Below are 24,414 nucleotides of genomic sequence, written 5' to 3' on the forward strand. Positions count from 1 at the left end.
TTGCATGGGTTCGGTTTCTTGTATTTGTGTGGTGCAAACCAAGTTGCCGACTCATGCAGGCCTCTTCAATATTCCAACTTCTTGATTTTCTGTAAGAAAAATCGGGGATCCCTCAGGGTCTGTCCCCGTTTTACCCAAAGAGGGGATGATAGGAACAATCAATTTCCGGAGGTCAGAGAGTGATTGCTGAAGAATTTAAACTTGTGACAGCCATTTTCCAGCTGGTTGAGGCCGGAATTGTTCACGGTTATGACGCCTTTCGATACCGCGTTGAATGGGGGGGGGAACTATATGGAGGTAGACCTCGCCGTTGAAAAAAATAGCTCAGAAATCTGGGACGCTGAAACTGATTTCAATCATTCGAAAATCTATGCGCTTGTAGAAAAATTACACGAGCATGCAGTCGCTCGCGGTGAGGCCCTGGAAGGCATTTGTTCTCTCCTATCGCGAAGGCGAACAAGTGAAAACGAAATTCGACTATTGATTTCGATTGTCTTCAGCCTTTTATCCCTAAAGCAAAATCGAAAGATCGCAGCCTTCGGCAGCGCCTACACATACCCTCTGTAGGAACTGCCGAAGGCTGCGATCTTTTGCTTTTACTTCGGATAAAGCGGCGGCAACCCGCTATCACCCACCGGATCCTGCACCCGTTCCGCCGCCGGAATCGTGCGGATCGCCCGCCACAAATCCTCACCCTGCCAATGCTGCCCCGTCTCGCTGTACAGCGCACCATTCAACCCATCCAGCGCATCCGACAACGGCACAAACCGCGCCGCCATATCCGCCAGCGTCTCCGGCTGCTGGCGCGCCCACGCATCCAGTGCCTGCCGTGTCGCCTGCGGATCATTCGCCTGGCTCGCACGCTTGATGTCATCCATCAACGTGCGTGGACTCGGGCCGGTTTGGGCGGCGCGGTGCACGGCTGGTTGCCAGCGCGCGCGCCACCACAGGCCGAAGCCGAGGAGGGTGGTGCAGGCGAGGATCAGGGTGCTGAGTTTCCACCACCACAACACATCGTTATCGACGATGCTCGGCTGCAGGTTGCCGGTCGGGGTGTCGACTTGCAGGCTCGGGTTGTTGGCCACTTGCAGAGTGCGCGCCGGCAGGCTGCTGTGTTCCAGGTGGTCTTCGAAGGTGTTCCACCAAACCACGTCCACCGTCGGCAATTCGATGGCGCCGCTGCGGCTCGGCACCAAGGCTTCGCGTTCTTCACGGCTGCCGACAATGCCCCGGTCAGTGCTCTGGTTGCTCAGCACCGGTTGATCCGGATAGCGGCGCAGGCCGTTGACGTCGGTGGCGGGCAGTGCGGGCAATTGCGAGGCGGCCAGGCCTTCGACTTTCAATGTCAGGCTGCGGGTCAGGGAATCGCCAACCTGAGTGTGTTCAGGTTCCGGATTCCAGCTTTCGCTGAGGCTCAGACTGCGCGCGGGCAGCCACGGCGCATCGACCGGATAGGTCAGGGGTTTGGGTTTGACCGTCAGGGGGATTTCGGAGGAACTGACGCGCATCAATTTGCCCGGTTTCGGCCCCTGCGCATTGGCATCCTGAGACGGCTGCGTATCGACCAGTGTGGCGCTGAAGGTCTGCGGCGCGATGGTCAGCAAACCGCTGTGCTGCGGGTAGATCGCATAGCGCATTTCGATCACGCCATGGCGCACACCGTTGAGGTCTTTTTCGTAGGTACGCGTGTCGCCAAGCTGTTCGATGCGCGCGTCGGCGATTTTCAGCGGGGTCAGGCTGCTGTCGTCGTACAGCGACACTGAATGGTAGATGCGCAGGGTCAGGATGGCCTGGGCCTGCACATAGACGCTGGACTGATCGAGGCTGGCTTCGATAAACACCGGGTCGAGGCTGTTCTTGTCTTCGCGGGTGTCGCTTTCGACCACTTGCACGCTGATCGGTTGGCTCTGCACATCGCCCATCTGCAGCGCTGGAATCACCACGCTGCCGTTCTCTTTCGGCAGCAGGGTAATGATCCAGCGTGTGGTGGCGCGGTTGTCGCCATTGAGGGTGTTCAACTGGTTGACCTGCCGCGTGCCGCGCACTTCGAACAGGGGCTCCAGCGGGGTCAGGTCGGGTTTGCCGAACTGGGTGACGTCGCTGGTTTCGAGGGTGAGTTCGACCGTCTCGCCGGAGTTCAGGCGACTGCGATCCACGCTGGCCGTCAGCTCGGCCGCCTGGGCAGTGGCCGTGCAGATCAGCAGGGGCAGCAAGAGAGCGGTGAAGCGGGTCATCGAGTGTTTTCCTGATCCTGATGTTGTTGCTGTTCGTACCAGAATTTGCGTCGCAACAGTTCGCCCGGATCGTCCGGGATCTTGCCCAGCCATTGTTCCAGTGCCTGACGTTGCTCGCCTGCGAGGTTGTCCTCGCTTGGCTGCAGTGTCGGCGTCGTGTCTCGTTGCTCTTCCGGCTCGTCGCCCGGCACTTCATTGGGGCCCGGTTGCGGCGGGGTGGTCGGCGGCGGCTCGTTGGCCGACTCGGCAGGCTGGGCCTCGCTCTGGGATTCACTTTTCACCGCCGCCGGTGGTGCGGTGGCGGTCGGCGGTTCTTCGCCCGGCGAGTTTTGCTCGGCGGGTTTACTGTCCGGTTCGACGGGCGGCGGCGTGTTTTTCTGCTTGAGCAGATTTTCCACCAACGCCTTGTTGATCTGCGCCGGGCGCAAATCGGGTTGCAACTCCAGCGCCTGCTCATAGGCGTCAATGGCCGCTTCCAGCTCACCGCTTTTGGCCAAAGCGTTGCCACGATTGTAGTGGTCGCGAGCATCACCGCCTTCGGCGAAACGCTGGGCGGCGCCACTGTAGTCGCCGGCCTCGTACAGCGCCACCCCTTGCCACTGGCGATCGTCAAAATGTTGCGCCGCTTCGGCCGGGCGCTTTTGATTGAGCAAGTGCAGACCCTGTTGGTCAGGGCGCAGCCACAGGTCTTTGAAGTCAAAAGCGTAGCTCGGCTGTGGCAGGCAGAACAGCAGCGGCAGGCAAAACAGCCAGCCGCGTCGTCCGGCACTCGCGGCCAGTAGCAACAATGGCAACAGCAGCCAGTAACCCTGATCGGCCCACGTATCCAGGCGCACGGTCTGACCGTCGTCGCGTAAGCTGCGCGGGCCATCCAGCAGGCCGAGGGCACGCAGGTCGGTTTCGTCCAGCCGTGCAGGGTGATACTCGCCGCCAACGCTGTTGAGGAAAGCACCAAGCCCCGGACTGTCGAGTTGCGGTACACGAATCGCGCCTTGCTCGTCCTTGAGGAAACTGCCGTCCTCCTGAGCAATCGGTGCGCCTTCAGCGGTGCCAATGCCGAGCATCAACAACTGCGCCGAATGCCCGTTCAGCGCGCGGCGAATGCCTTGGCGTTCCTCTTCGCTCAGCGATGAGCCGATCAGCAGAATCCGGCCCTGACCGAGTGCGCCCTGCTTGAGCAATGCCAACGCTTTGCCCACGGCAAGGTCAGCACGATGACCGCTTTGTGGCATCAATGACGGTTTAAGCGCGTCGACCAGGTTTCGGCTGGTTGCCAGGTCATCCGACAGCGGCACCAGCGTGTGGGCGCTGCCGGCGTAGACGACGATGGCGGTCTGCGCGTCGCTGCGTGCCTGGAGCAGATCGAACAGCTTGCGCCGCGCCTGTTCCAGTCGCGTCGGCGGTGAATCGGTGGCGAGCATTTCCGGCGTCAGTTCCAGCACCACCACCAACGGATCGGCGGGTTTCTGGCTGGTCTGTTCGACGCGCTCCCAACTCGGCCCGAGCAGCGCCACAAGGCCCAGCAACCATGCCCCGCCTAGGACGATCCACGGCAGTTTGCTGTCGCGACCGTTACCGCCACTGAGCAGGGTGGCATGAAACGCCGGCGGCAGAATCATCTGCCAGCGCCCGGCGCGTTTCTGCCGATGCCAGAGTTGCCAGATCAGCCAGCCCAGCAGCGGTAGCAACAGCAACCACCATGGACGGAACCAGTGCGGCCAGAGCGCGATCATCGGCGCCTCCGCAGACGCAGGCGCTTAAGGCGCTCACGCCAGTCAGGCAGCGGACTTTGCAGATACAGCTCCTTGGTGAACAGGCGTTGCAGCGGATTGTCCGGCCATAATTCGCGGGCGACCAGTAACAGGCTCAGCCACAAGGCCAGCGCCAGCGGCCATTGATACAAGGCTTGCGCCGGGCGCGCCTGGGTGGGTTGCTGGGTCACTGGTTCGAGCTGATCGAGGGTGTCCTTGATCGCTTGCAATTCTTTGCCGTCATGCGCGCGGAAATACTGGCCGCCGGTGACTTGGGCGATAGCCTTGAGTGCCGGCTCGTCGAGGTCCAGGCTCGGATTGATCCCGAGCAAACCGGTCGAACCGCTGTCTTCAGGATTGGCGCCGATGCCGATCGGGTAAATCTTCACGCCCTCGCTGGCGGCGAGTTTCGCTGCGGTCAGTGGATCGATTTCGCCGCCATTGTTGGCGCCGTCGGTGACCAGAATCAGCACGCGGCTCTGCGCCGGACGCATGCGCAGGCGTTTGAGGGCCAGACCGATGGCGTCGCCGATGGCGGTGTTCTTGCCGGCGATGCCGATCCGCGATTCATCAAGCCACACGCGCACGGTGTGGCGGTCGAAGGTCAGCGGTGCTTGCAGGTAAGCCTGACTGCCGAACAGGATCAAGCCTACGCGGTCGCCGTCGCGGCTTTCGAGGAAATCGCCGAGCAGGTGCTGTACCAGATTCAGACGGCTGACTTCTTCGTCCTGCCATTGCATGTCGGGGAAATCCATCGAGCCGGACACGTCCACCGCCACCAACAAATCACGGCCACTGGCGGCAATCGGCAGCGGTTCGCCGAGCCATTGCGGGCGTGCAGCGGCAATCAACAGTAACAACCACAGCAGCATGAACGGTGCCTGCTGGCGCCACGCCGGCAGGTTCGCCCGGGCGCGGCGGCGGGCGAGACCTTCCAGATCAGACAGGAAACTGACTTTTAGCGCTGGCTCGCCACTGTCCGCCACCGGCAGCACCAGACGCATCAGCCACGGCAGCGGCAACAGCACAAAGATCCACGGCCAGGCGAACTCAAACATGTTTGCGAATCCACGTGTCGACAGCTTGGGTCAGGCCGGCGATGGCTTTGTCGTCGAGTTTGCATTCCGGTTTGTACGCGCCTTCAACCAGTACCATCCAACGGGTGAGGCCGGCAGCCGGGCAACGGTTGTCGAGGAATGCCAGCCACTTGCGGCCATTGAGCGTATGACTCTGGCTGTAGGGGTAATGGTTGCGGCACAGCCGTTTGAGCAGGCCGTTGAGTTGCTGCAACCACGCCCCGGCCGGCGCGCCGTCGTAGGGTTTGGGCATTCGCGCCAGTTCGGCGAGGGCGGCGATGCGCACCGGATCGAGCGGCTGTTCGGCACGCACGATCGGGCGTTTCTTGATCGGGATGAAACGCCGCAGCCGCCACACAGCAAAACCGAGCAGCGGCAATAACAGAAGCAGCAGCCACCAGCCCGGCGCCGGTGGCCAGAAGGCGATCGGTGGCGGCGAAATCAGCGGTTGTAGCTGATCAAGGTCGTTCATCGACCTTTCCCCGGACGCTGCGGGTTGAGGAATTCACGCATTTGCTCGACTAACTCGCTTTGCGTGCTCAACGGCATCAGCAGCACGCGCAGCTTTTGGGCGAGCAATTCCCAGCGCGCGATGCGTGCTTCGGCCTGGGCGCGATAGGTCTGGCGCAGCTCAAAGTTGAGGGTGTCGAGTTCAAGCTGTGCACCACGCTCGGCGAATCTCAGCAATCCCGCGGCGGGCAGGGCGTGATCGAGCGGATCGGACAGTGGCAACATCAACAGATCGCAGTGGCGCGACAGCAGGCTCAGTTGTTGTTCGGCGCTGTCGGACAAGGCGCGCTCATCGCAGATCACGATCACCAGACTGCCCGGGCGCAGCACCTCACGGGCGCGCCGCAGGGCCACGCCAAAGGCATCGCGATCCGGTTCACGTTCGCTGTGCAGCGATTGATTGACCTTGACCAGGCGATTGAGCAATTGCAGCAAACTTTGCTTGTTGCGCCGAGGCTTGATCTCGTAATGCTCGTTGTCGCCGAACACCAGTCCGCCGACCCGGTCGTTATGGCCGAGCGCCGCCCAGCCAATCAACGCCGCCGCTTGCGCCGCCAGCACCGACTTGAACATCAGGCCTGAGCCGAAAAACAGCCGCGTGCTTTGCTCGACCATGATGAAAATCGGTCGCTCGCGCTCTTCATGGAACAGTTTGGTGTGCGGTTCTTGCGTGCGCGCCGTCACGCGCCAGTCGATGGTGCGTACGTCGTCGCCGGCCTGATAGACCCGCACCTGATCGAAGTCGACGCCGCGACCACGGAATTTCGAATGATGCAGACCGATCAGCGGGCTGCGCTGACTCGGCGTGGAAAACAGCTGCACTTCGCGCACGCGATGACGCATCTCGATCAGCTCGGCGAGGCTGACGCGGATGCCCGGTTCGGACGGCAGAGGGGCATTCATGGGGGTCAAGCGACGGCTACGACGTCGAGAATCCGCTGCACCACACGATCCTGATCGATGCCAGCGGCTTCGGCTTCAAACGACAAAATGATGCGGTGGCGCAGCACGTCGAACAGCACCGCCTGAATGTCTTCGGGGCTGACGAAGTCGCGCCCGGCGAGCCAGGCATGGGCGCGGGCGCAGCGATCGAGGGCAATCGAGCCACGCGGGCTGGCGCCGTAAGCGATCCACTCGGCCATTTCCGGGTCGAACTTGGCCGGGTTGCGCGTAGCCATGACCAGTTGCACCAGGTATTCCTCCACGGCGTCGGCCATGTACAGACCGAGGATTTCCTTGCGTGCGGCGAAGATTGCCTGCTGGCTGACCCGGCGTTCGGGCTTGGTCTCGCCGTTCAGCGCTTCGCCACGGGCTTGCTGGAGGATGCGGCGTTCGACGGCGGCGTCGGGGAAGCCGATTTTTACATGCATCAGGAAACGGTCGAGCTGCGCTTCGGGCAGCGGATAGGTGCCTTCCTGCTCGATCGGGTTCTGCGTGGCCATTACCAGAAACAGTGGCGACAGCTCATAAGTGCTGCGCCCGACACTGACCTGACGCTCGGCCATGGCCTCGAGCAGCGCTGATTGCACCTTGGCCGGGGCACGGTTGATTTCGTCCGCCAGCACCAGGTTATGGAAGATTGGCCCCTGTTGGAACACGAAGCTGCCGGTTTCCGGGCGATAGATCTCGGTACCGGTGATGTCGGCGGGTAACAGGTCGGGTGTGAACTGGATACGATGGAACTGGGCTTCGATGCCCTCGGCGAGTTCTTTGATCGCTTTGGTCTTGGCCAGACCCGGAGCGCCCTCGACCAGCATGTGGCCGTCGGCGAGCAGGGCGATGAGCAAACGCTCGATGAGTTTTTCCTGGCCGAGAATCTGCGTTGAAAGAAAGGTTCGCAGCGCCAGCAGCGCTTCACGATGTTCCATCGATGACTGTTCCTGGAAAGGGGTGGCCACGGGCGTCTGGATAACACCGGGGCTGGGGGCGTTACTTTAATCCATCGCGGGGGGTGGCGACTAACGGCATTTTGCAGAAAGGACCTTTTAACGCCCTTTTATTGGTTAACGGTTTGAAGGTCACTTAGCAGCCGTTTGATCGATGCTCTGTCCACCAGATCATGCCAGGGGCCATCTTCAATGATTTCGCCATTATGCATAACAATGACCCGGTCGAAGCGGTGTAGATGGCTGACATCGTGCGTTACGCAAATCAGACCTTGGCCGGCAAACGTCTCGAACAGCAACTCCCAAACCGGTGCGGCGAGCTTCGGCTCTATTGATGCGCTCGGTTCGTCAAAAAGGTTGAATTTACCCGGCCGGTTAATCAGTCGCAGCAGCGTCAGGCGTTTGGCTTCACCGCCGGAAATGTTGGCGGCATTTTCGTTGATGTCGCGCCCGCTGACGATCTCTTCAAGCTGTAAACGCTGGATGGCGCTGCGCAAATGCAGCGAAGGATTAACACCAAACAAAACTGACCTGTCGAAGGTGCCCTCCAGGAATTGCGGGGATTGAGGGCAGTAACGCAGTACTTGCAGATGGCTCTGAGCGTTCAAGCGATCAACGGGTATATCGTCAATGTTCAGTTGGCTCCTTACCGAAGCGTTCAGTCCGGCTAGCGCTTCGAGCAAGGTGGATTTGCCTGCGCCGCTAGGGCCGGTGATCGCGACCGATTGCCTTTGTTTGAAGTCAATCAGGTTTGCGATGGATAGCCGGACGGCGCCATTGTCGGTGATGACGCAGGGTTTGAGCCGTAACGTTGATTCGTCCTGTTGGGTCACTTCGCCTCTACGACCTTCATTATCAAAATCGGCTGTTTTGAGCAGTTGCTGGAGACGGCGTTGATCCGCTAAAAACTGATCCAGCACTCGATAGCCTTCGGTCAAGGCTGTGATGTTCAGCAGGAACGTACTGGCGATGGAAAAGATCGCGACCAATTGCCCGACGCTAATGCTCGCGGCCCCCGACAATTGATCGACAACCCCCCAACTTAACAATCCTCCTGTGGAAAGACTGATAAACAAGATCTTTGCCCCGCTTAACAATCCACCGGATCCCGCGACGGTTACCGCCGCTTCGGCATATTGGTTGAAGGCTCTGTTCAAGGGTTGCAGTGCGGTCTGCTCGGCGCGCTCCAGTTTTATCGATTTGCCTGCCTTCAAGGTGTTGAACAGGATCGCGCTCAGTTCATCTTCCTGCTCATTCACGGCATCAATATGTTTTCTGCGCCACCTGATGATTCGATGGGTGGCAAAAAGGTAAAGCACTCCAAGGCTCGCCATCGCGCAAAAGACCCAGGTGCCGCCCATGTACCAAAATGCGGCGGCAATGATCAGGAACTCCAGACACAGTGGAAAGCCCACCGTGACAAAGAACGTCAGCAGTTGCTCGTGGGCGGTGATTCCGCGCTCTACCGATTTGATGAAGTGACCGATGCGCCAAGTGCTGAATCGAGAGAATTCTTTTCCTATCAATTGCGCCATCCATGTAATGGACGCGTTCATTACAATCCGCTGGACGAGTTTCGAAAGAAGTAGTGTCTGCAGAGGTGCAATTATCGCCTGAGCGCATCCGGCCAAGACAAAGGCCGCTGTAAAGAAAAGTAGCGTGTTGAGCGTGGTGTGATCTGCGTTACTGAGCGAATCGACAATGGCACCCAGTAACAATGGCGGCGCAAGGGCTAGAAGCTTTAGCGAAATAATGGCGGTGATTGTTGTGATCAATAGCAGTCGATGCTTTTTGCAAGCTGTTCTGATGAGTGTCCGCATGGAGAAACTGCCTGTTGGTCGTTTTAATTAATTGCCAGGGCGCTTGGTGTTATTTAGCAGTATGTGCTGTGGAGCTACCAACTGGCCTTTTCTGATTATGTTGAACCTGTCGAGGCCGGGTATGTATATCTGGGTGACGATGTTTGTGTTGGCGTACTGTGCGACAGTTCTATGGAAAATTGCTTTGCCGACGCTTTTCAAGTTTCGTTGCAGTAATGCTATTTGCTGTGCAACGGTGCTTGTTTGGCTTTCTGAGGTGGGTTCAAAGGTTCTAAGCTTCAGGTTTTTCAACGGAGAAAAGTCTATTAAGTTTTTTAAGGCGTCAGAGGTTGAAAGCATGTCAAAAGCCTTGCGGTCAGAAGTTTCTTCACTGATACCATATAGCGTGCTTGACTGGAACTGTTCCGTGACTGCTCTTTGTACAGCGATGCAGATATCCAATGAGCAGCCCGAACCGATGGGGGAAATATGCAAGTCGCCTGGCCCCATCTTAGGGAAAGCAACCGAAAAATAGACACCGGATTCATCTTTGATAACGATGATTTGCAACTTGCTTGCAGCCTCTAAAGCATATGGGCGATGCAGCAATGCTTCAACAAGTAATGCTTTTGAAGGTGTATAAAGGTCCATTGCCGGTCGTATTGCGCAAACGGCAAGAAAAAACTGCGATAACAAGTGTCGTTCTATTACCTCAAGAGTGCCGTGCAGCAGCGCTTCGGCCTTGGTACAGCCGAAAGCAATTCCTGAGTTAGAGGCGTAGCGGCTTAAAAATCGGGTTTCCCGAGAACCTGTGTTGTTATTTTCGGCAGTTGGATGGAGGAGGGCGCATGGCACAAATAGTTCGCGCTTGTCATCAAGGGCTGTAAGCCTAAAACATTCAACAAGTTCGTTAGTGCTTGGCAAACTTGCAAGTATGCCGTCGCATTGAGCATCGCGCTGAACTGCAATCGAATCGCAGCTAATTCGTGATCGCTGCGACTGTCGGCAGTGGAAGGTGCCGTAGTGTTCAAGGCTCTCGGCCATCGCTCCGATAAGGGCATCAGGTCCCTTGCCTGCTCCAGACTCAATCAGTTTTTCGTCTTTGTCGTAAAGTTCAGCGATTGCAACCAGATCACCTTCGCCGACATAGCGGACAATTGCTCTAAGCTCTAGCGCCTGGATGGAACAGGTTATTTCATTCAGAGCTCTGCTGGGTGTTATTTCACGCTCGAACATAGCTTGCCTCATTAAATTTAAATGCCGAAAGACAAGCTTTCGGCATGTGAGCTGGTTGGTGCATCCAATCAGCGGGTTAATGAAGCGAAGAAGTTCAGTTCGGTCGCAAGGAAACCTTCTGAATGACCTGTAGCCTGCGGCAAATCATCGAAGGTGTTTATTTCAGAGCGTTTTTTACCCATGGTATTAACTCCATTTGATCTTGGATTTTCGATGCTGTTCTATCAGTACCGAACCTGCGAGATAGTTCGCAGGTGGGATAATTAATAGCAATGAGCGCGCGACCAGGCAATCAGATATCGGTGTAGGACTTCCGATGATTGTGTAGGGCGGTTCTTGTCGGGAAGTAGGATGAAACTTTACTCGGGTAAACGTGCAAGGCAGTGTGCTTGCATATTTATTGATATGTATGGTCTTTAAGTGTTTAAGGTTTTCAGCGAAAGTTGAAGCGAAACGCCCGTTACAGGACTGACAGTGGCGTGGCGCATTTTACTTGGGCACCATCGCCACTCAATTTACGTTTGGGATAGCAGGCCTGATCAGCCTAGCTCACTGACATAGGTGCCAGTCCCATCAAGGATATTCTTCAGGGTCTCCTCAACCTCATCCAGATCCACCATATCCGGGTTAAAGGTGATCTCCAGCACATCATCCCCATTCAACGCATCGGCATCCGCCGCTGCAATCTCGATCTTCAGCAGCGTCGAGGTCAAAGTAACTTTCACCCCATCAAGCGTCGAAGGCTCGCCATCCAGCGTAATCTCCAGCTCGTCCTCGTCCGGATAGCGGCTCATCAGGAACATGTCGCCCTTGTCGCTGTGGCAGCAGAGCATGGCCATGTTGTCTTCTTCGTCATCGCACGGGTTGACGATGAGTAGGGCGGTGGTCATTTGCATGAGGGGATTCCTGGTTGAGCGGGCGCGGCAGGCGGGACGCAAAAAAGGCGATTTTGCCAGCCTCAAGAAAATTCTGCTGCACATCATTGAGCCAAGGCGTGCTCTTAAGGACATTTCCTCACGGCGGGTACGAATTGTCCGACGGCCTCGTAGGGTTTCAGAAAAGGCGATGGATGGCGCAAGTTAGAGGTGTTTTCGCTTGTTTTTGCGGCTTTTTCCCGGCAGATTTTATTGCTCAAACGCAAGGGAGTGCGATGGACGACATGATAAAAAGGATCTCTTTTGATGAAGCAGTATTTCGAATGGGCGCAAGAAATCCGCCATCTGTCCGAAGAGCAGGTTGAAGCGCTTTACCAGCGCTACCTCAATGGCGAAAAAACTGCTGACTTGATCGATGAGTACAAGCTCGCGGACACAGTGCGCAGTGTGCTGAAAGTGTTGCCACCGATTGTCAGCGCCGACCTGAGATGCCCATATTGCGATTTGCCGATGTGGATGCGCCGGCCTGCCCGCGGCACCCCGGTTTCCCTGCGCAGCGCTTACAAATGTGTGAATTGCGAGCATCAATACTTCACCGCCGGTTTTGGCTCGCGACGCAACGTGTGTGGTTGTGATGCCTGTGTCCGGCTGCGCAAACAGCAAATCGCCGATCAGGCCGAACGTGACCGCAGCGATCTAGCCATGCGCTACGGCACACCACGCCCACCCGTGCCCTTTACCAGTCTTGGATTCCAGCAAAAACTTGCTCTGCTGGCGTTACTGGATGACGGCGGCCAAGGCGCAGGCGAACGCATTGCCGCGCTTGATGCTGAACTCAGAGGAGAAAAGCTCACGTCCACTGACACTTTCAGTGAGGAGTTGGTGAAAGGCCTGCACGAGGCGGGCGCCTTGCAGGTCGATACGGCATCGGACATTCGGGCGTTCAATCGGGCCGACGATTTCAGCATCAGCACTTATTCGACCATTTACTGGCGAGCCAACGTCGCACTGGAAGAAGGCGTGCGCTGCACGCGCGATACGCTCTACCTCGCGCTGTACGAAGAGTTGTCCGGGCCTGTGCTGCCAGGATGGAAACGTGAGTTGTATGCATTGATCTTCAGGCTCGCGCGGGAGGAATCGATTCAATACGTTCACTTGCTGGCCAATCAGGTAGGTATGGCGTTCACCGCCGAAGCCCGCGCCGACTCGGTGATCGGCACTTTGCTGCAGAACTTCTCGGTCAGCCAGATCTACTACTTCGCCAGAGTGGCGGTGAAAAGTGCAGCACACTTCTATGCCACCGGAAATTCCAAGGGCCGCACTCACGCCTCGAACACCATTCCGCGCAACATGCAGAGCACCGCGCAACTCGCCTTGGCGGAGAACTGGCGCAAGGACAGCTACCGCGATTCGCGCGTGCCGCAGCCGGCCATGACCCGCCTGCTTTACGATGTCGTGTTCAAGGATAGCGGCGCCGGTTTTTCCAAGTCGCCGGGGCTGTTCTGGCGAGACGAATTTGTGCCTCGGTTTCTCACAGGCTCGCCGATCGCCGCGCCGCAATTCGACCATCCGCAGCTGTTCTGCCGCGAGTGCGACTCCAGCAACATCGACGCCAGCATGGATAAATTGACCCTGCAGATGCAGTGCTACGACTGCGCCACCGTGAGCAAATTTCGCGCTTACGAAGAGTTGCCCGACTGATCCGCGTCAACCGCTGACGCTGAACCCGATGCCACGCTCAAGGTCGATAGAACGGCCTTGGGCGTTTTCGTTTCTGGATATGTAAGGGCAAAAGGTCTGCATCTGGGACGGATGTCCCGTAAATACGGGCATGCAACCCGGCGTTTTCCGCCACGACTGCTAGTGTTTACCGGTGCGAAACCCTCGGTTTACGTGCCAATGACCGAATATGTCGCAGCACCGCAAGCAGACACATTGTCGCACCCTTTAAGCTGCGCAACGGATGAGCACCCGTAAAGGCATTGTCGGCAGCCCTGACAGTCGCTTTTGCAGATGCCCATTCATGGAAGGTGAATGTGACCTGAGCGTCCCGTCCAGCTTCACCCACCTGTCACCCTGTTTCCTCTGCCCGAGAATCAGGAGCAGGGCGATACAAACCCCGAAAGGGGTGTTGCACGCGACGCTTTCCATCAATAACAAGCTTAAGCGGAGTACCACAGATGGCGTTCTTCACCGCAGCCAGCAAAGCCGACTTCCAGCACCAACTGCAAGCGGCACTGGCGCAGCACATCAGTGAACAGGCACTGCCACAAGTGGCGCTGTTCGCTGAACAATTCTTCGGCATCATTTCCCTGGACGAGCTGACTCAACGTCGCCTCTCCGACCTCGCTGGCTGTACTCTTTCCGCGTGGCGCCTGCTTGAGCGCTTCGATCACGCGCAACCGCAAGTGCGCGTCTACAACCCTGATTACGAACGCCACGGCTGGCAGTCGACCCACACCGCGGTCGAAGTGCTGCACCACGACCTGCCATTTCTGGTCGACTCGGTGCGCACTGAACTGAACCGCCGCGGCTACAGCATCCACACCCTGCAAACCACCGTGCTGAGCGTGCGTCGTGGCAGCAAGGGCGAATTGCTGGAAATCCTGCCAAAAGGCACCCAGGGCGACGACATTCTGCAAGAGTCGCTGATGTACCTGGAAATCGACCGTTGCGCCAACGCGGCCGAACTGAATGTGCTGAGCAAAGAGCTGGAGCAGGTGCTCGGTGAAGTCCGCGTCGCGGTCGCCGATTTCGAGCCGATGAAAGCCAAGGTGCAGGAAATCCTCACCAAGCTCGACAACAGTGCATTCGCCATCGATGCCGACGAAAAGAACGAAATCAAAAGTTTCCTGGAATGGCTGGTGGGCAACCACTTCACCTTCCTTGGCTACGAAGAGTTTGTGGTCACCGATCAGGCCGATGGCGGCCACATCGAGTACGACCAGAACGCCTTCCTCGGCCTGACCAAACTGCTGCGCACCGGCCTGACCTACGATGACCTGCGCATCGAAGATTACGCCGTGAGCTACCTGCGTGAGCCGACCCTGCTGTCGTTCGCCAAGGCTGCGCACCCAAGCCGTGTGCACCGTCCGGCCTACCCGGACTACGTGTCGATCCGCGAAATCGACGCCGACGGCAAAGTCATCAAGGAACACCGTTTCATGGGCCTGTACACCTCCTCGGTGTATGGCGAGAGCGTGCGGGTCATCCCATTCATCCGCCGCAAGGTCGAAGAAATCGAGCACCGCTCAGGCTTCCAGTCCAAGGCTCACCTGGGCAAAGAACTGGCCCAGGTGCTCGAAGTGCTGCCGCGTGATGACCTGTTCCAGACCCCGGTCGACGAACTGTTCACCACCGTGATGTCGATTGTGCAGATCCAGGAGCGCAACAAGATTCGCGTGTTCCTGCGCAAAGACCCGTACGGTCGTTTCTGCTACTGCCTGGCCTACGTGCCGCGCGACATCTATTCCACCGAAGTTCGCCAGAAGATTCAGCAAGTGCTGATGGAGCGCCTGAAGGCTTCCGATTGCGAATTCTGGACATTCTTCTCCGAGTCTGTGCTGGCTCGCGTGCAGTTGATCCTGCGTGTCGATCCGAAAAACCGTCTCGACATCGACACCGTACTGCTGGAAAAAGAAGTGGTTCAGGCTTGCCGTAGCTGGCAGGACGACTACGCCGCACTGACCGTCGAAAGCTTCGGCGAAGCCCACGGCACCAACGTGCTGGCCGACTTCCCGAAAGGCTTCCCGGCCGGTTACCGCGAGCGTTTCGCCGCGCATTCGGCTGTGGTCGACATGCAGCACCTGCTGAGCCTGAACGAAAAAAATCCGCTGGTGATGAGCTTCTATCAGCCGCTGGGTCAGGTTTCCGGCCAGCGCGAGCTGCATTGCAAGCTGTATCACGCCGACACGCCACTGGCGCTGTCCGACGTCCTGCCGATCCTGGAAAACCTCGGCCTGCGCGTGCTGGGTGAATTCCCGTACCGCCTGCGTCACACCAAAGGCCGCGAGTTCTGGATTCACGACTTCGCGTTCACCGCCGCTGAAGGCCTGGAACTCGACATCCAGCAACTCAACGACACCCTGCAGGACGCTTTCGTCCACATCGTTCGTGGCGACGCCGAGAACGATGCGTTCAACCGTCTGGTGCTGACCGCCGGCCTGCCATGGCGCGACGTTGCGCTGCTGCGTGCCTACGCCCGTTACCTGAAGCAGATTCGTCTGGGCTTCGATCTGGGTTACATCGCCAGCACCCTGAACAACCACACCGACATCGCTCGCGAACTGACCCGGTTGTTCAAAACCCGCTTCTACCTAGCCCGCAAGCTCGGCAGCGATGATCTGGAAGACAAGCAACAGCGCCTGGAGCAGGCAATTCTGACCGCACTGGACGATGTTCAGGTGCTCAACGAAGACCGCATCCTGCGTCGCTACCTGGACCTGATCAAAGCCACGCTGCGCACCAACTTCTATCAGACGGATGCCAACGGCCAGAACAAGTCGTACTTCAGCTTCAAGTTCAACCCGCACGCGATTCCTGAACTGCCGAAGCCAGTACCGAAGTTCGAAATCTTCGTTTACTCGCCACGCGTTGAAGGCGTGCACCTGCGCTTCGGTAACGTTGCTCGCGGTGGCCTGCGCTGGTCCGACCGTGAAGAAGACTTCCGTACCGAAGTCCTCGGCCTGGTAAAAGCCCAGCAAGTGAAGAACTCGGTCATCGTGCCGGTGGGTGCGAAGGGCGGCTTCCTGCCGCGTCGCTTGCCACTGGGCGGCAGCCGTGACGAGATCGCGGCCGAGGGCATCGCCTGCTACCGCATCTTCATTTCCGGTCTGCTCGACATCACCGACAACCTCAAAGACGGCGCACTGGTGCCGCCGGCCAACGTCGTGCGTCATGACGACGATGACCCGTACCTGGTGGTCGCGGCGGACAAGGGCACTGCAACCTTCTCCGACATCGCCAACGGTATCGCCATCGACTACGGCTTCTGGCTGGGTGACGCGTTCGCGTCCGGTGGTTCTGCCGGTTACGACCACAAGAAAATGGGCATCACCGCCAAAGGCGCGTGGGTGGGCGTACAGCGTCACTTCCGCGAACGCGGCATCAATGTTCAGGAAGACAGCATCACCGTGGTGGGCGTCGGCGATATGGCCGGTGACGTGTTCGGTAACGGCTTGCTGATGTCCGACAAGCTGCAACTGGTTGCTGCATTCAACCACCTGCACATCTTCATCGATCCGAACCCGAACCCGGCGACCAGCTTCGTCGAACGTCAGCGTCTGTTCGATCTGCCGCGTTCGGCTTGGACCGATTACGACACCAGCCTCATGTCCGAAGGCGGCGGTATCTTCTCGCGCAGCGCGAAGAGCATCGCAATTTCCCCGCAGATGCAAGAACGCTTCGACATCAAGGCTGACAAGCTGACCCCGACCGAACTGCTCAACGCCTTGCTCAAGGCTCCGGTTGATCTTTTGTGGAACGGCGGTATCGGCACTTACGTCAAGGCCAGCACTGAAAGCCACGCCGACGTCGGCGACAAGGCCAACGATGCGCTGCGCGTGAACGGCAACGAACTGCGCTGCAAAGTAGTGGGCGAGGGCGGTAACCTCGGCATGACCCAACTGGGTCGTGTGGAATTCGGCCTCAATGGCGGCGGTTCCAACACCGACTTCATCGACAACGCCGGTGGCGTGGACTGCTCCGACCACGAAGTGAACATCAAGATCCTGCTGAACGAAGTGGTTCAGGCTGGCGACATGACCGACAAGCAACGCAACCTGTTGCTGGCGAGCATGACCGAAGAAGTCGGTGGTCTGGTGCTGGGCAACAACTACAAGCAGACTCAGGCCCTGTCCCTGGCAGCGCGTCGCGCTTACGCACGCATCGCTGAGTACAAGCGTCTGATGGGTGATCTGGAAGGCCGTGGCAAGCTGGACCGTGCCATCGAGTTCCTGCCGACCGAAGAACAGATCAACGAGCGAGTGGCAGCAGGCCATGGCCTGACCCGCCCCGAACTGTCGGTGCTGATCTCGTACAGCAAGATCGACCTCAAGGAGCAGTTGCTGGGCTCTCAGGTGCCGGACGACGATTACCTGACCCGCGACATGGAAACGGCGTTCCCGCCGACGTTGGTCAGCAAGTTCTCCGACGCCATGCGTCGTCACCGTCTCAAACGTGAAATCGTCGGCACCCAGATCGCCAACGACCTGGTCAACCACATGGGCATCACCTTCGTTCAGCGACTCAAAGAGTCGACCGGCATGAGCCCGGCGAACGTGGCGGGCGCATATGTGATTGTGCGTGACATCTTCCATCTCCCGCACTGGTTCCGTCAGATCGAAGCCCTGGATTACCAGGTTTCCGCTGACGTGCAACTGGAGTTGATGGACGAGCTGATGCGTCTGGGCCGTCGTGCTACGCGTTGGTTCCTGCGTGCCCGCCGCAACGAGCAGAACGCTGCCCGTGACGTCGCGCATTTCGGTCCGCACCTGAAGGAATTGGGTCTCAAACTCGATGAACTGCTGAGCGGCGAGATCCACGAAAACTGGCAGGCGCGTTATCAGGCTTACGTCGAAGCCGGTGTGCCGGAGTTGCTGGCGCGTATGGTGGCGGGCACCTCGCACCTGTACACCCTGCTGCCGATCATCGAAGCCTCCGACGTGACGGGCCAGAACCCGGCAGAAGTGGCCAAGGCCTACTTCGCCGTGGGCAGTGCGCTGGACATCACCTGGTACCTGCAACAGATCAGCGCACTGCCGGTTGAAAACAACTGGCAGGCCCTGGCCCGTGAAGCGTTCCGCGATGACGTCGACTGGCAGCAACGTGCGATCACCATCTCCGTCCTGCAACAGGGCGACGGCACTCATGAAGTGGAAGAACGCCTGGCGCTGTGGATGGAACAGCACGAAAGAATGATTTCGCGCTGGCGTGCCATGCTGGTGGAAATTCGTGCTGCGAGCGGCACTGACTACGCCATGTATGCAGTGGCCAACCGCGAACTGCTGGATCTGGCGTTGAGCGGGCAAGCGGTAGTGCCTGTAGTTGCTGCGAATGCCGAGCCTGAATTGGCGTAAGTAGTGGCTGAATGAGAAAGCCCCGGTGTCGTGAGATGCCGGGGCTTTTTTTATCAGTTTTCAATGCACTGCAGAACAGCGCAAGGCGAAACTGCATACACCTTGTGGATGCGGCAGAGAAGTGCCGGATACGACGATCTGACCTTTCTGAATGGCAATGCCATTTGCCATGTCCAGCACATCAGTCAAATCAATCATTAACTTGCCTTGATTGCCGAAACCGAGATCAGGTTCGCCAGTTGGGTGGAATTGGGCCAGGAGCAATTTTGAGTTTGATTCGCCCAAGGTGTTGGCAATAACCACTATTTTGTTGTCATCTCGTTGCGCGCCAGATATCCATTGGATGCCAAGCGGCGCTTGAGGAAAGGGCGTGAGGAGCGGATTGCCTCCGTTGAAAGAGCCAGCAAATGCACCTTTCGAATCAATACATACCATTACACCCGAGAATATTCCGGTCTGTCCGGTGCTCCCCATTCCGAGAATATTGCCGTCAGGCATTTGTACAAGCTCGGTTATTTCACTACTAGGATTCTGGAAATCAAACAGAACAAAACCATTGCGGCCAAAATTTCTGACAGGAATGCCCTGAGCGTCAAAACGAGCAATCATGGCGAACGACGTGCCTTCTACGTGTGCTGAACCTGCGACGGCAAATGTCCCGTCTTGGAGGTGAAGCAGTGAGCCAGCCCAAGTAGAGTTCGCCAGGTACTGGATGGGAACATAACCTTTCCCATCGCCAAACGTCGTGTCCAATGATCCGTTTGGGTTAAGCCTCATTAACAGACCAATCTGGTCCGCAAAGCTGTACGAATGATTGCTAAGAACCATGAGTTTTCCATCGGGCAACTCGATCGAATTACCATTTTGGCTTGATGCAGACGGGCCCTTTTGTTTCTTTTCCTCTTCGGATAGCGCGTATTGAGGTGAAGTAATCGGATGAACGACAGTTACCCCGCCTTCTCCAAACGCCGACACGAGGGCGCCCTTGTCGTCGTAAAGTGCAAGCCCGCGTACCGGTGGAGCGCCAAATTCCTCTAGGTCGAAAAGTCCATCAAGCAATATTCTTTGGTCCTTTAGCACGCGAATGCTTTTGCCTGTTGATTTGAAACCGCTGGCAAACATACCCGTGACGGTTCCTCGATTACCAAAGCTGTCGTCCTGCTTGCCATCCGCAGTCAATCGCACAATTGAATACTTTTGTCCCGATCTGGCAGCAATCAGTAACTTGTGGTCCGGCGTAACGGTTATGCCACTGGCGAAGCCATTATCTCCATCCGGATATTCGAGCCAGGAAATGCCCGTGCCATCAGGCCCGAAGTCGGGATCGAGATCTCCAACTGTTGAATTGCCGAATTTATCAGACATTTTTTGTTCCTCAATACGCGTGGAGAACTGCGTATAGCGACATCCGAAAGAGGCGGATCGGTGCAACGCAGGCTGGCTATTGGAGGCGCTTGAAGAGTGGCTGTCTACTGTAATACCTGACAGTAGACAGTCGCCTGAAAGGGTGGTGGGTACCTGTTGTCAATACAACTTTTGTGCTTGTGTGTTATCGAGCATCGACACTTTGCCCGTCGGTCTGGTTAGTAAATTACTGAGCGGCTAGTCAAAATTCTGCAATGCCCTTACTTGAACGTCTTGTTGTTGAGTGATGTCCGCAATAATCTCCTCAGAACGTTTAAAGTCCGCCCAGAGTTGCGTCAGTTCTTTCGCGTCCGAGCCTTTTGCCGTGCCGATGTAGTTAAGTTGCACATCATAGAAATCGGCACTCACGTCCGCCTTGATATCGGAACTGCGCGAAGTGATCAGTTGGCTGTGGGTGTCGACAATCGCCACCACATCCGGTCTTGCAGCACGCAGGCTTTGCATGTCCGGGTAGACCGTCACTGAGCCGAACTGGTGTTGCAGGGAGGCGTTGACCCAATCCACCGCCATGTCCGGTTTCGAGCTGGCAACATAGGCATCGTGAATCGGTTGCACCAGCAGGCTCTGGCCGAAACCGGTGCCGGCGTTGGCCTGATAGTCGCGCAGGTAGTCGCGATTGATCTGGGTGCTTGGGCTGGAGATGACGCCTAGCGCGACGCCGGGACCGCTTTAGGAACGGTGGGCACTGAACAGGCGCTGAGGGCTAAAACCGAAATTACCAACGTACTGGCCAACGCAAGTTTCATGGTGAATCTCCCGTGAAACAACTTCAGTCGGAAAGTTGCAATTGCCGAGTTTTAAAAGGGCGCTCGGCTTTAATTCAGACTAAACCGGAGAGTCTGTAAGGCAGCTGACAATTTGTCGGTTTATCAGCGCGTGGATAGTTTCATTTGCTTTAAACGGAACCGGTTAATTTCTCCGAGCAATAAAAAGGCGCAAATCAACGATTTGCGCCTTTTTATTTATGGCAGGCCGAACAACTATCAGTCTTTCAGGGGGATCAGCACTTGCTCGTCCGGGGCCAGCACCATAAACACCAGCAACTTGGCTGGTTTGCTTTTGCTGGCGTTTTTCGACACCAGATGTTCGGAACCGGCCGGTTCGTACCAGAACTGGCCTTTTTTGTAGGTGATCGCCTGTTCACCTTTCACCTGGGAAATCACTTCGCCTTCCAGCACATAGGCCATGGCGGTGCCGTCGTGTTTGTGGGCAATCGAGGATTGGCCGGGCTTGTAGTCGACTTCGATCATCATGGCTTTTTTACCCGGTGCGTTTTTCAGCATCTGGTCTTGCAGCACAGTGACTTTCTCGGACGAGTCGTGGGCCAGGGCCGAGGCGGAAATCGTCAGGGCGAGGGCGGCGGCGAGGACGTGCAGGGTTTTCATGGCGGATCACCTGTGAAGTGGGGATGTCGGTGATCACAGTAGTGCGCGGGGTGGCGCATTCAAACGGCCAATATTCGGGAAGATCGGGTGACCAATACTGGGGGATGCCAGAAAAAACCGGTGTGCGGCAAACGCCTTCGCGAGTAAGCCCGCTTCCACAGTGGGTCGCATTCCAATGTGGGGGCGGGCTTGCTCGCGAAGGCGTCGGGTCAAACGATAGGGAAACTGTTGAAATCCACGCTATTGGCCAGCCGGCTATCGATCAAGTCGATAAACCCCTGCGCCTCGGGCCGGTTGAAATGCGCCTGCATCGCCGCTTCCGACTGCCAACGGGCACTGACCATCCAGCGGTGGCTGTCCTCGGGGCAGCGGTCGACCATATAGGAATCACAGCCCGGCGTTTCGCGCAGGGTTTCGACGATCTTCTGCAGTTGCCTGCCCAGTTCATCCGAGCGGCCGGCGGCGGCCTGCACCTGTACGGTGTTGATCACTTCGTTGGACATTGCTCACACTCCTGAATCAGGCCGGACGAATCCTGCTCATTGAGGGAAAACGCCTGTGCAGAATAGGCCGGCACCTCGCTATCACCAATAACCAATCGGCGGTTAATCGGTTAGGCCAATCACTCAAGCCACTTGCTGGAGTATGTCGCGCAGGCGATCGAGGGCGATATCGATGTCCAGGGTTTCGATGGCGCCGAAGCCAAAGTACAAACCGTTTTTCGGCGCTTGCTGATGATAGAAACCGTTGATCGAGTACAGGCCCACTTCAACCTTTTTCGCCAGTTCGATCACCAGCGGCAGGTCGATCGGCCGTTTGCAGAACGCCGCCATGTGGAACCCGGCGCTGGGTGGCACCGCCTCAAGCCACGGCGACAGATCGCTGGCCATGCGCGCCAGAATCCGTTCGCGGCGCTGGGCGTAAATCGTGTGGCAGCGGCGGATATGCTTGAGCAGGCAACCCTCGGCGATGAACTTGGCCAGCGCCCATTGCGGCAGGGTAGAGGCGTGCAGGTCGGTGAGTTGTTTGGCGCGGATCACCGCTTCGAGGATCGCTGGCGGCAGAATCGCATAACCCAGGCGCAGCTCTGGCAGCAGGGTCTTGGAGAAGGTGCCGACATAGGCGACGATGCCGCGCTGGTCGAGGCTGAACAGTGAGTCGGTGGGCCGACCTTCGTAGCGAAACTCACTGTCGTAGTCGTCTTCGATGATGATTGCGCCCAGCTCATAGGCGCGGGCCAGCAAGGCTTCGCGCCGCGCCGGACTCATCGGCATGCTCAGGGGAAACTGGTGCGAGGGCGTGACGTAGATCAGCCGCGTGCCCTCCGGAATTTGCTCAACCACAATGCCTTCGTCATCCACGGGCACGCCGACCACATCCGCGCCGTGGGTGCCGAACAGCAAGCGCGCCGGCGGGTAGCCCGGGTCTTCCATCGCGACCCGACTGCCGGGGCTGATCAACACGCGGGTGATCAGGTCCAGCGCCTGTTGCGCGCCGTTGCACACCACGATGTCTTCGTCCTGGCAGTTCACCCCGCGAGAAAACGCGATGTGCCGGGCAATCGCATTGCGCAACGCCGGCAAACCTTCGGGCACGCTGTAGAAGCCTTTTGAACCGGCCATCTGGCGCATCGCATGAGAGACACAGCGGCGCCAGTCGTCATGGGGAAACTGGCCCTTGCTGGTGGCGCCACCGATGAAGTCGTAGCGCAGCGAACCCTCCAGCGTCGGGTGGCGCAGGAACACCGGCAGATTGCGCCAGCGCTCGATCACCTCGGCGCTGGCCAGCTCGGTGTGGCTTTGCTTGCGTTGGACCTGCGCCGGGCGTGCGTTGACGTAGGTGCCTTTACCGATCACGCCGGTGAGGAAGTTTTCGTAGGTCAACTGCGCGTAAGTGTCGGAAATGGTCTTGCGCGAGATCCCCAGTTGCTCGGCCAGCAAGCGGCTGGGCGGCAATTGTGTGCCAGCGGCCAGACGCCCGGATTCGATGGCGTCGCGCAGTTGCTGATACAACTGACCGGCCAGATCCTTGCGGCCGTTGATCACAACGTGAAGTTCCATACCGACGAGGCTCCCGAGGCTATTTGGCGTGCCCGCCAGATTACCGCTGTTGCGTGGTCGGCAATAGTTGCGCAGCACAAAAACCCGAAATTGGTCACCGCTCCCACAAGGGGGATTTGTGTGTGGCCGGGATTTCACTGGTGTAGCGATATTCCGTGGAATTGGGGCTGTAACGCCGGTAGCTCTGCGCTTACCGTGAACTCATCATTGCGCTTCCCGAGACCTGCCATGTCCCCGCGCCTGGACTACTACAACGCTTCGCCCAAAGCGATGAAAGCGATGATTGCCATGGAGGCGCTGACCGCCAGCCTCAGCATCGAGCAGCCACTGCTGCAACTGATCCGGATCCGCGCCTCGCAGCTCAATGGCTGCGCGTTCTGCACCGACATGCATTCGGTAGACGCACGGCGGGCCGGGGAGAGTGATCGGCGCTTGTACGCGATTGCAGTGTGGCGCGACAGCGGGTTTTTCAATCCTCGCGAACGCGCGGCGCTGGGCTGGGCCGAAGCGGTGACGCTGCTCGCCGAAAGCCATGTGCCGGATGACGTTTATCAGCAGGCACGCGAGCAGTTCAACGAAGCCGAAATGGTCGACCTGACCATCGCCGTAACCACCATCAACAGTTGGAATCGCCTCGCAGTGAGTTTTCGCCAGACGCCCAGCGACTGAAACGTTTTCAATTCGGTGGTCGTTGCGGTTTTACCGACGAGCCAAAGGTATTGCCCATGCGCGTGCTGGTGCCGGCGGGCGTCGCCAATCCCATCTGATTGGGTGGCCGCTTGTTCACCGGCACATTCAACGCCTCACGGTTTTTCTCGGCGGCCGCGGCGCCTTCAGGGTTGTTGCCCATCTGCTGGGTCAGGCAATCGTAATTCGGTGCCTTGTAGCCGCCGACCGCCACCTCTACGCAGCCCAGCGGTTGTTCGGCCTGGGCGTTGACCAATGCGCTCAGCAACAGCCCGCCCAGGGTGATTCTGCAGAGTGTTTTCATGCCTGCCTCCTGGCCAGCCCGAAGGGGCTGCTCTAGGGCTTGAGTCTAGTGCAAGGCCGATACAAAACCCGTGATGGTTTTTTTGCAGCGCCCGTCACACCAGATTCATA

The 24,414-nt window shown here is 58.0% G+C and carries 17 protein-coding genes and 1 pseudogene; 3 read left to right on the top strand and 15 right to left on the bottom strand.

Translation table 11 applies throughout. From position 1 onward, the window contains the following. Positions 1-596: 596 nt before the first annotated feature. The 9 genes from AACY18_RS24570 to AACY18_RS24610 form a co-directional block, all read right to left on the bottom strand. Entirely contained in the window at positions 597-2,234 is a 1,638-nt protein-coding gene (locus AACY18_RS24570) for a BatD family protein (RefSeq protein WP_339466355.1), read from the bottom strand. Further along, positions 2,231-3,967, bottom strand: coding sequence for a tetratricopeptide repeat protein (locus AACY18_RS24575; protein ID WP_339466358.1), 1,737 nt, complete (start codon positions 3,965-3,967; stop codon positions 2,231-2,233). The genes AACY18_RS24570 and AACY18_RS24575 overlap by 4 nt, the downstream gene beginning before the upstream one ends. Then, the gene (locus tag AACY18_RS24580; RefSeq protein WP_339466359.1) at positions 3,964-5,043 is read right to left on the bottom strand and encodes a vWA domain-containing protein; all 1,080 of its coding nucleotides are present in this window, start codon (positions 5,041-5,043) and stop codon (positions 3,964-3,966) included. Before AACY18_RS24580 ends, AACY18_RS24575 begins: the two co-directional genes overlap by 4 nt. Then, entirely contained in the window at positions 5,036-5,533 is a 498-nt protein-coding gene (locus AACY18_RS24585; protein WP_339434154.1) for a DUF4381 domain-containing protein, read from the bottom strand. The genes AACY18_RS24580 and AACY18_RS24585 overlap by 8 nt, the downstream gene beginning before the upstream one ends. After that, positions 5,530-6,474: a DUF58 domain-containing protein gene (locus AACY18_RS24590; RefSeq protein ID WP_339466360.1), complete on the bottom strand. Its 945-nt coding sequence runs from the start codon at positions 6,472-6,474 to the stop codon at positions 5,530-5,532. Before AACY18_RS24590 ends, AACY18_RS24585 begins: the two co-directional genes overlap by 4 nt. Before the next feature lie 5 nt (positions 6,475-6,479). Continuing rightward, positions 6,480-7,439, bottom strand: a complete 960-nt coding sequence (locus AACY18_RS24595; protein WP_007913915.1) for an AAA family ATPase — start codon at positions 7,437-7,439, stop codon at positions 6,480-6,482. A gap of 128 nt (positions 7,440-7,567) precedes the next feature. Next, complete coding sequence (locus AACY18_RS24600) at positions 7,568-9,277, bottom strand: ATP-binding cassette domain-containing protein (protein ID WP_186624267.1); 1,710 nt, start codon at positions 9,275-9,277, stop codon at positions 7,568-7,570. Positions 9,278-9,304: 27 nt separating this feature from the next. Next, on the bottom strand, positions 9,305-10,492 hold the full coding sequence (locus AACY18_RS24605; RefSeq protein ID WP_339466362.1) for a YcaO-like family protein: 1,188 nt from the start codon (positions 10,490-10,492) through the stop codon (positions 9,305-9,307). 539 nt (positions 10,493-11,031) lie between these two features. Then, on the bottom strand, positions 11,032-11,388 hold the full coding sequence (locus AACY18_RS24610) for a hypothetical protein (RefSeq protein ID WP_186624269.1): 357 nt from the start codon (positions 11,386-11,388) through the stop codon (positions 11,032-11,034). 285 nt (positions 11,389-11,673) lie between these two features. Here AACY18_RS24610 and AACY18_RS24615 point away from each other — a divergent pair, with 285 nt between their 5' ends. Together AACY18_RS24615 and AACY18_RS24620 are read left to right on the top strand one after the other, a co-directional pair. Next, positions 11,674-13,068 carry a hypothetical protein gene (locus tag AACY18_RS24615; protein ID WP_339434155.1) on the top strand — a complete coding sequence of 465 codons (1,395 nt, stop codon included), beginning with the start codon at positions 11,674-11,676 and terminating at the stop codon, positions 13,066-13,068. 479 nt (positions 13,069-13,547) lie between these two features. Next, entirely contained in the window at positions 13,548-18,443 is a 4,896-nt protein-coding gene (locus tag AACY18_RS24620) for an NAD-glutamate dehydrogenase (RefSeq protein WP_339466363.1), read from the top strand. Positions 18,444-18,503: 60 nt separating this feature from the next. Here AACY18_RS24620 and AACY18_RS24625 read toward each other — a convergent pair whose 3' ends face one another. From AACY18_RS24625 to pdxR, 5 genes and pseudogenes are all read right to left on the bottom strand, one after another. Continuing rightward, positions 18,504-19,808, bottom strand: coding sequence for a hypothetical protein (locus AACY18_RS24625; protein WP_339466364.1), 1,305 nt, complete (start codon positions 19,806-19,808; stop codon positions 18,504-18,506). Positions 19,809-19,967: 159 nt separating this feature from the next. Continuing rightward, positions 19,968-20,614: pseudogene (locus AACY18_RS24630) on the bottom strand (ATPase). 237 nt (positions 20,615-20,851) lie between these two features. Beyond that, positions 20,852-21,253, bottom strand: a complete 402-nt coding sequence (locus tag AACY18_RS24635; protein ID WP_339434159.1) for a cupin domain-containing protein — start codon at positions 21,251-21,253, stop codon at positions 20,852-20,854. 209 nt (positions 21,254-21,462) lie between these two features. Continuing rightward, on the bottom strand, positions 21,463-21,756 hold the full coding sequence (locus tag AACY18_RS24640) for a putative quinol monooxygenase (RefSeq protein WP_123533564.1): 294 nt from the start codon (positions 21,754-21,756) through the stop codon (positions 21,463-21,465). A gap of 123 nt (positions 21,757-21,879) precedes the next feature. Further along, on the bottom strand, positions 21,880-23,313 hold the full coding sequence (gene pdxR, locus AACY18_RS24645; RefSeq protein ID WP_339434160.1) for a MocR-like pyridoxine biosynthesis transcription factor PdxR: 1,434 nt from the start codon (positions 23,311-23,313) through the stop codon (positions 21,880-21,882). A gap of 228 nt (positions 23,314-23,541) precedes the next feature. Between pdxR and AACY18_RS24650 the strand changes: the two genes are divergently transcribed. Then, positions 23,542-23,982: a carboxymuconolactone decarboxylase family protein gene (locus tag AACY18_RS24650; RefSeq protein ID WP_339434161.1), complete on the top strand. Its 441-nt coding sequence runs from the start codon at positions 23,542-23,544 to the stop codon at positions 23,980-23,982. A 7-nt stretch (positions 23,983-23,989) separates the two neighbouring features. Here the strand turns inward: AACY18_RS24650 and AACY18_RS24655 are convergent, their stop codons facing one another. Further along, positions 23,990-24,304, bottom strand: coding sequence for a hypothetical protein (locus AACY18_RS24655; RefSeq protein ID WP_339434162.1), 315 nt, complete (start codon positions 24,302-24,304; stop codon positions 23,990-23,992). Between the last annotated feature and the right edge of the window lie 110 nt (positions 24,305-24,414).

This window comes from Pseudomonas sp. EA_65y_Pfl2_P74, from assembly GCF_963970575.1.
Classification (GTDB): domain Bacteria; phylum Pseudomonadota; class Gammaproteobacteria; order Pseudomonadales; family Pseudomonadaceae; genus Aquipseudomonas; species Aquipseudomonas baetica_A.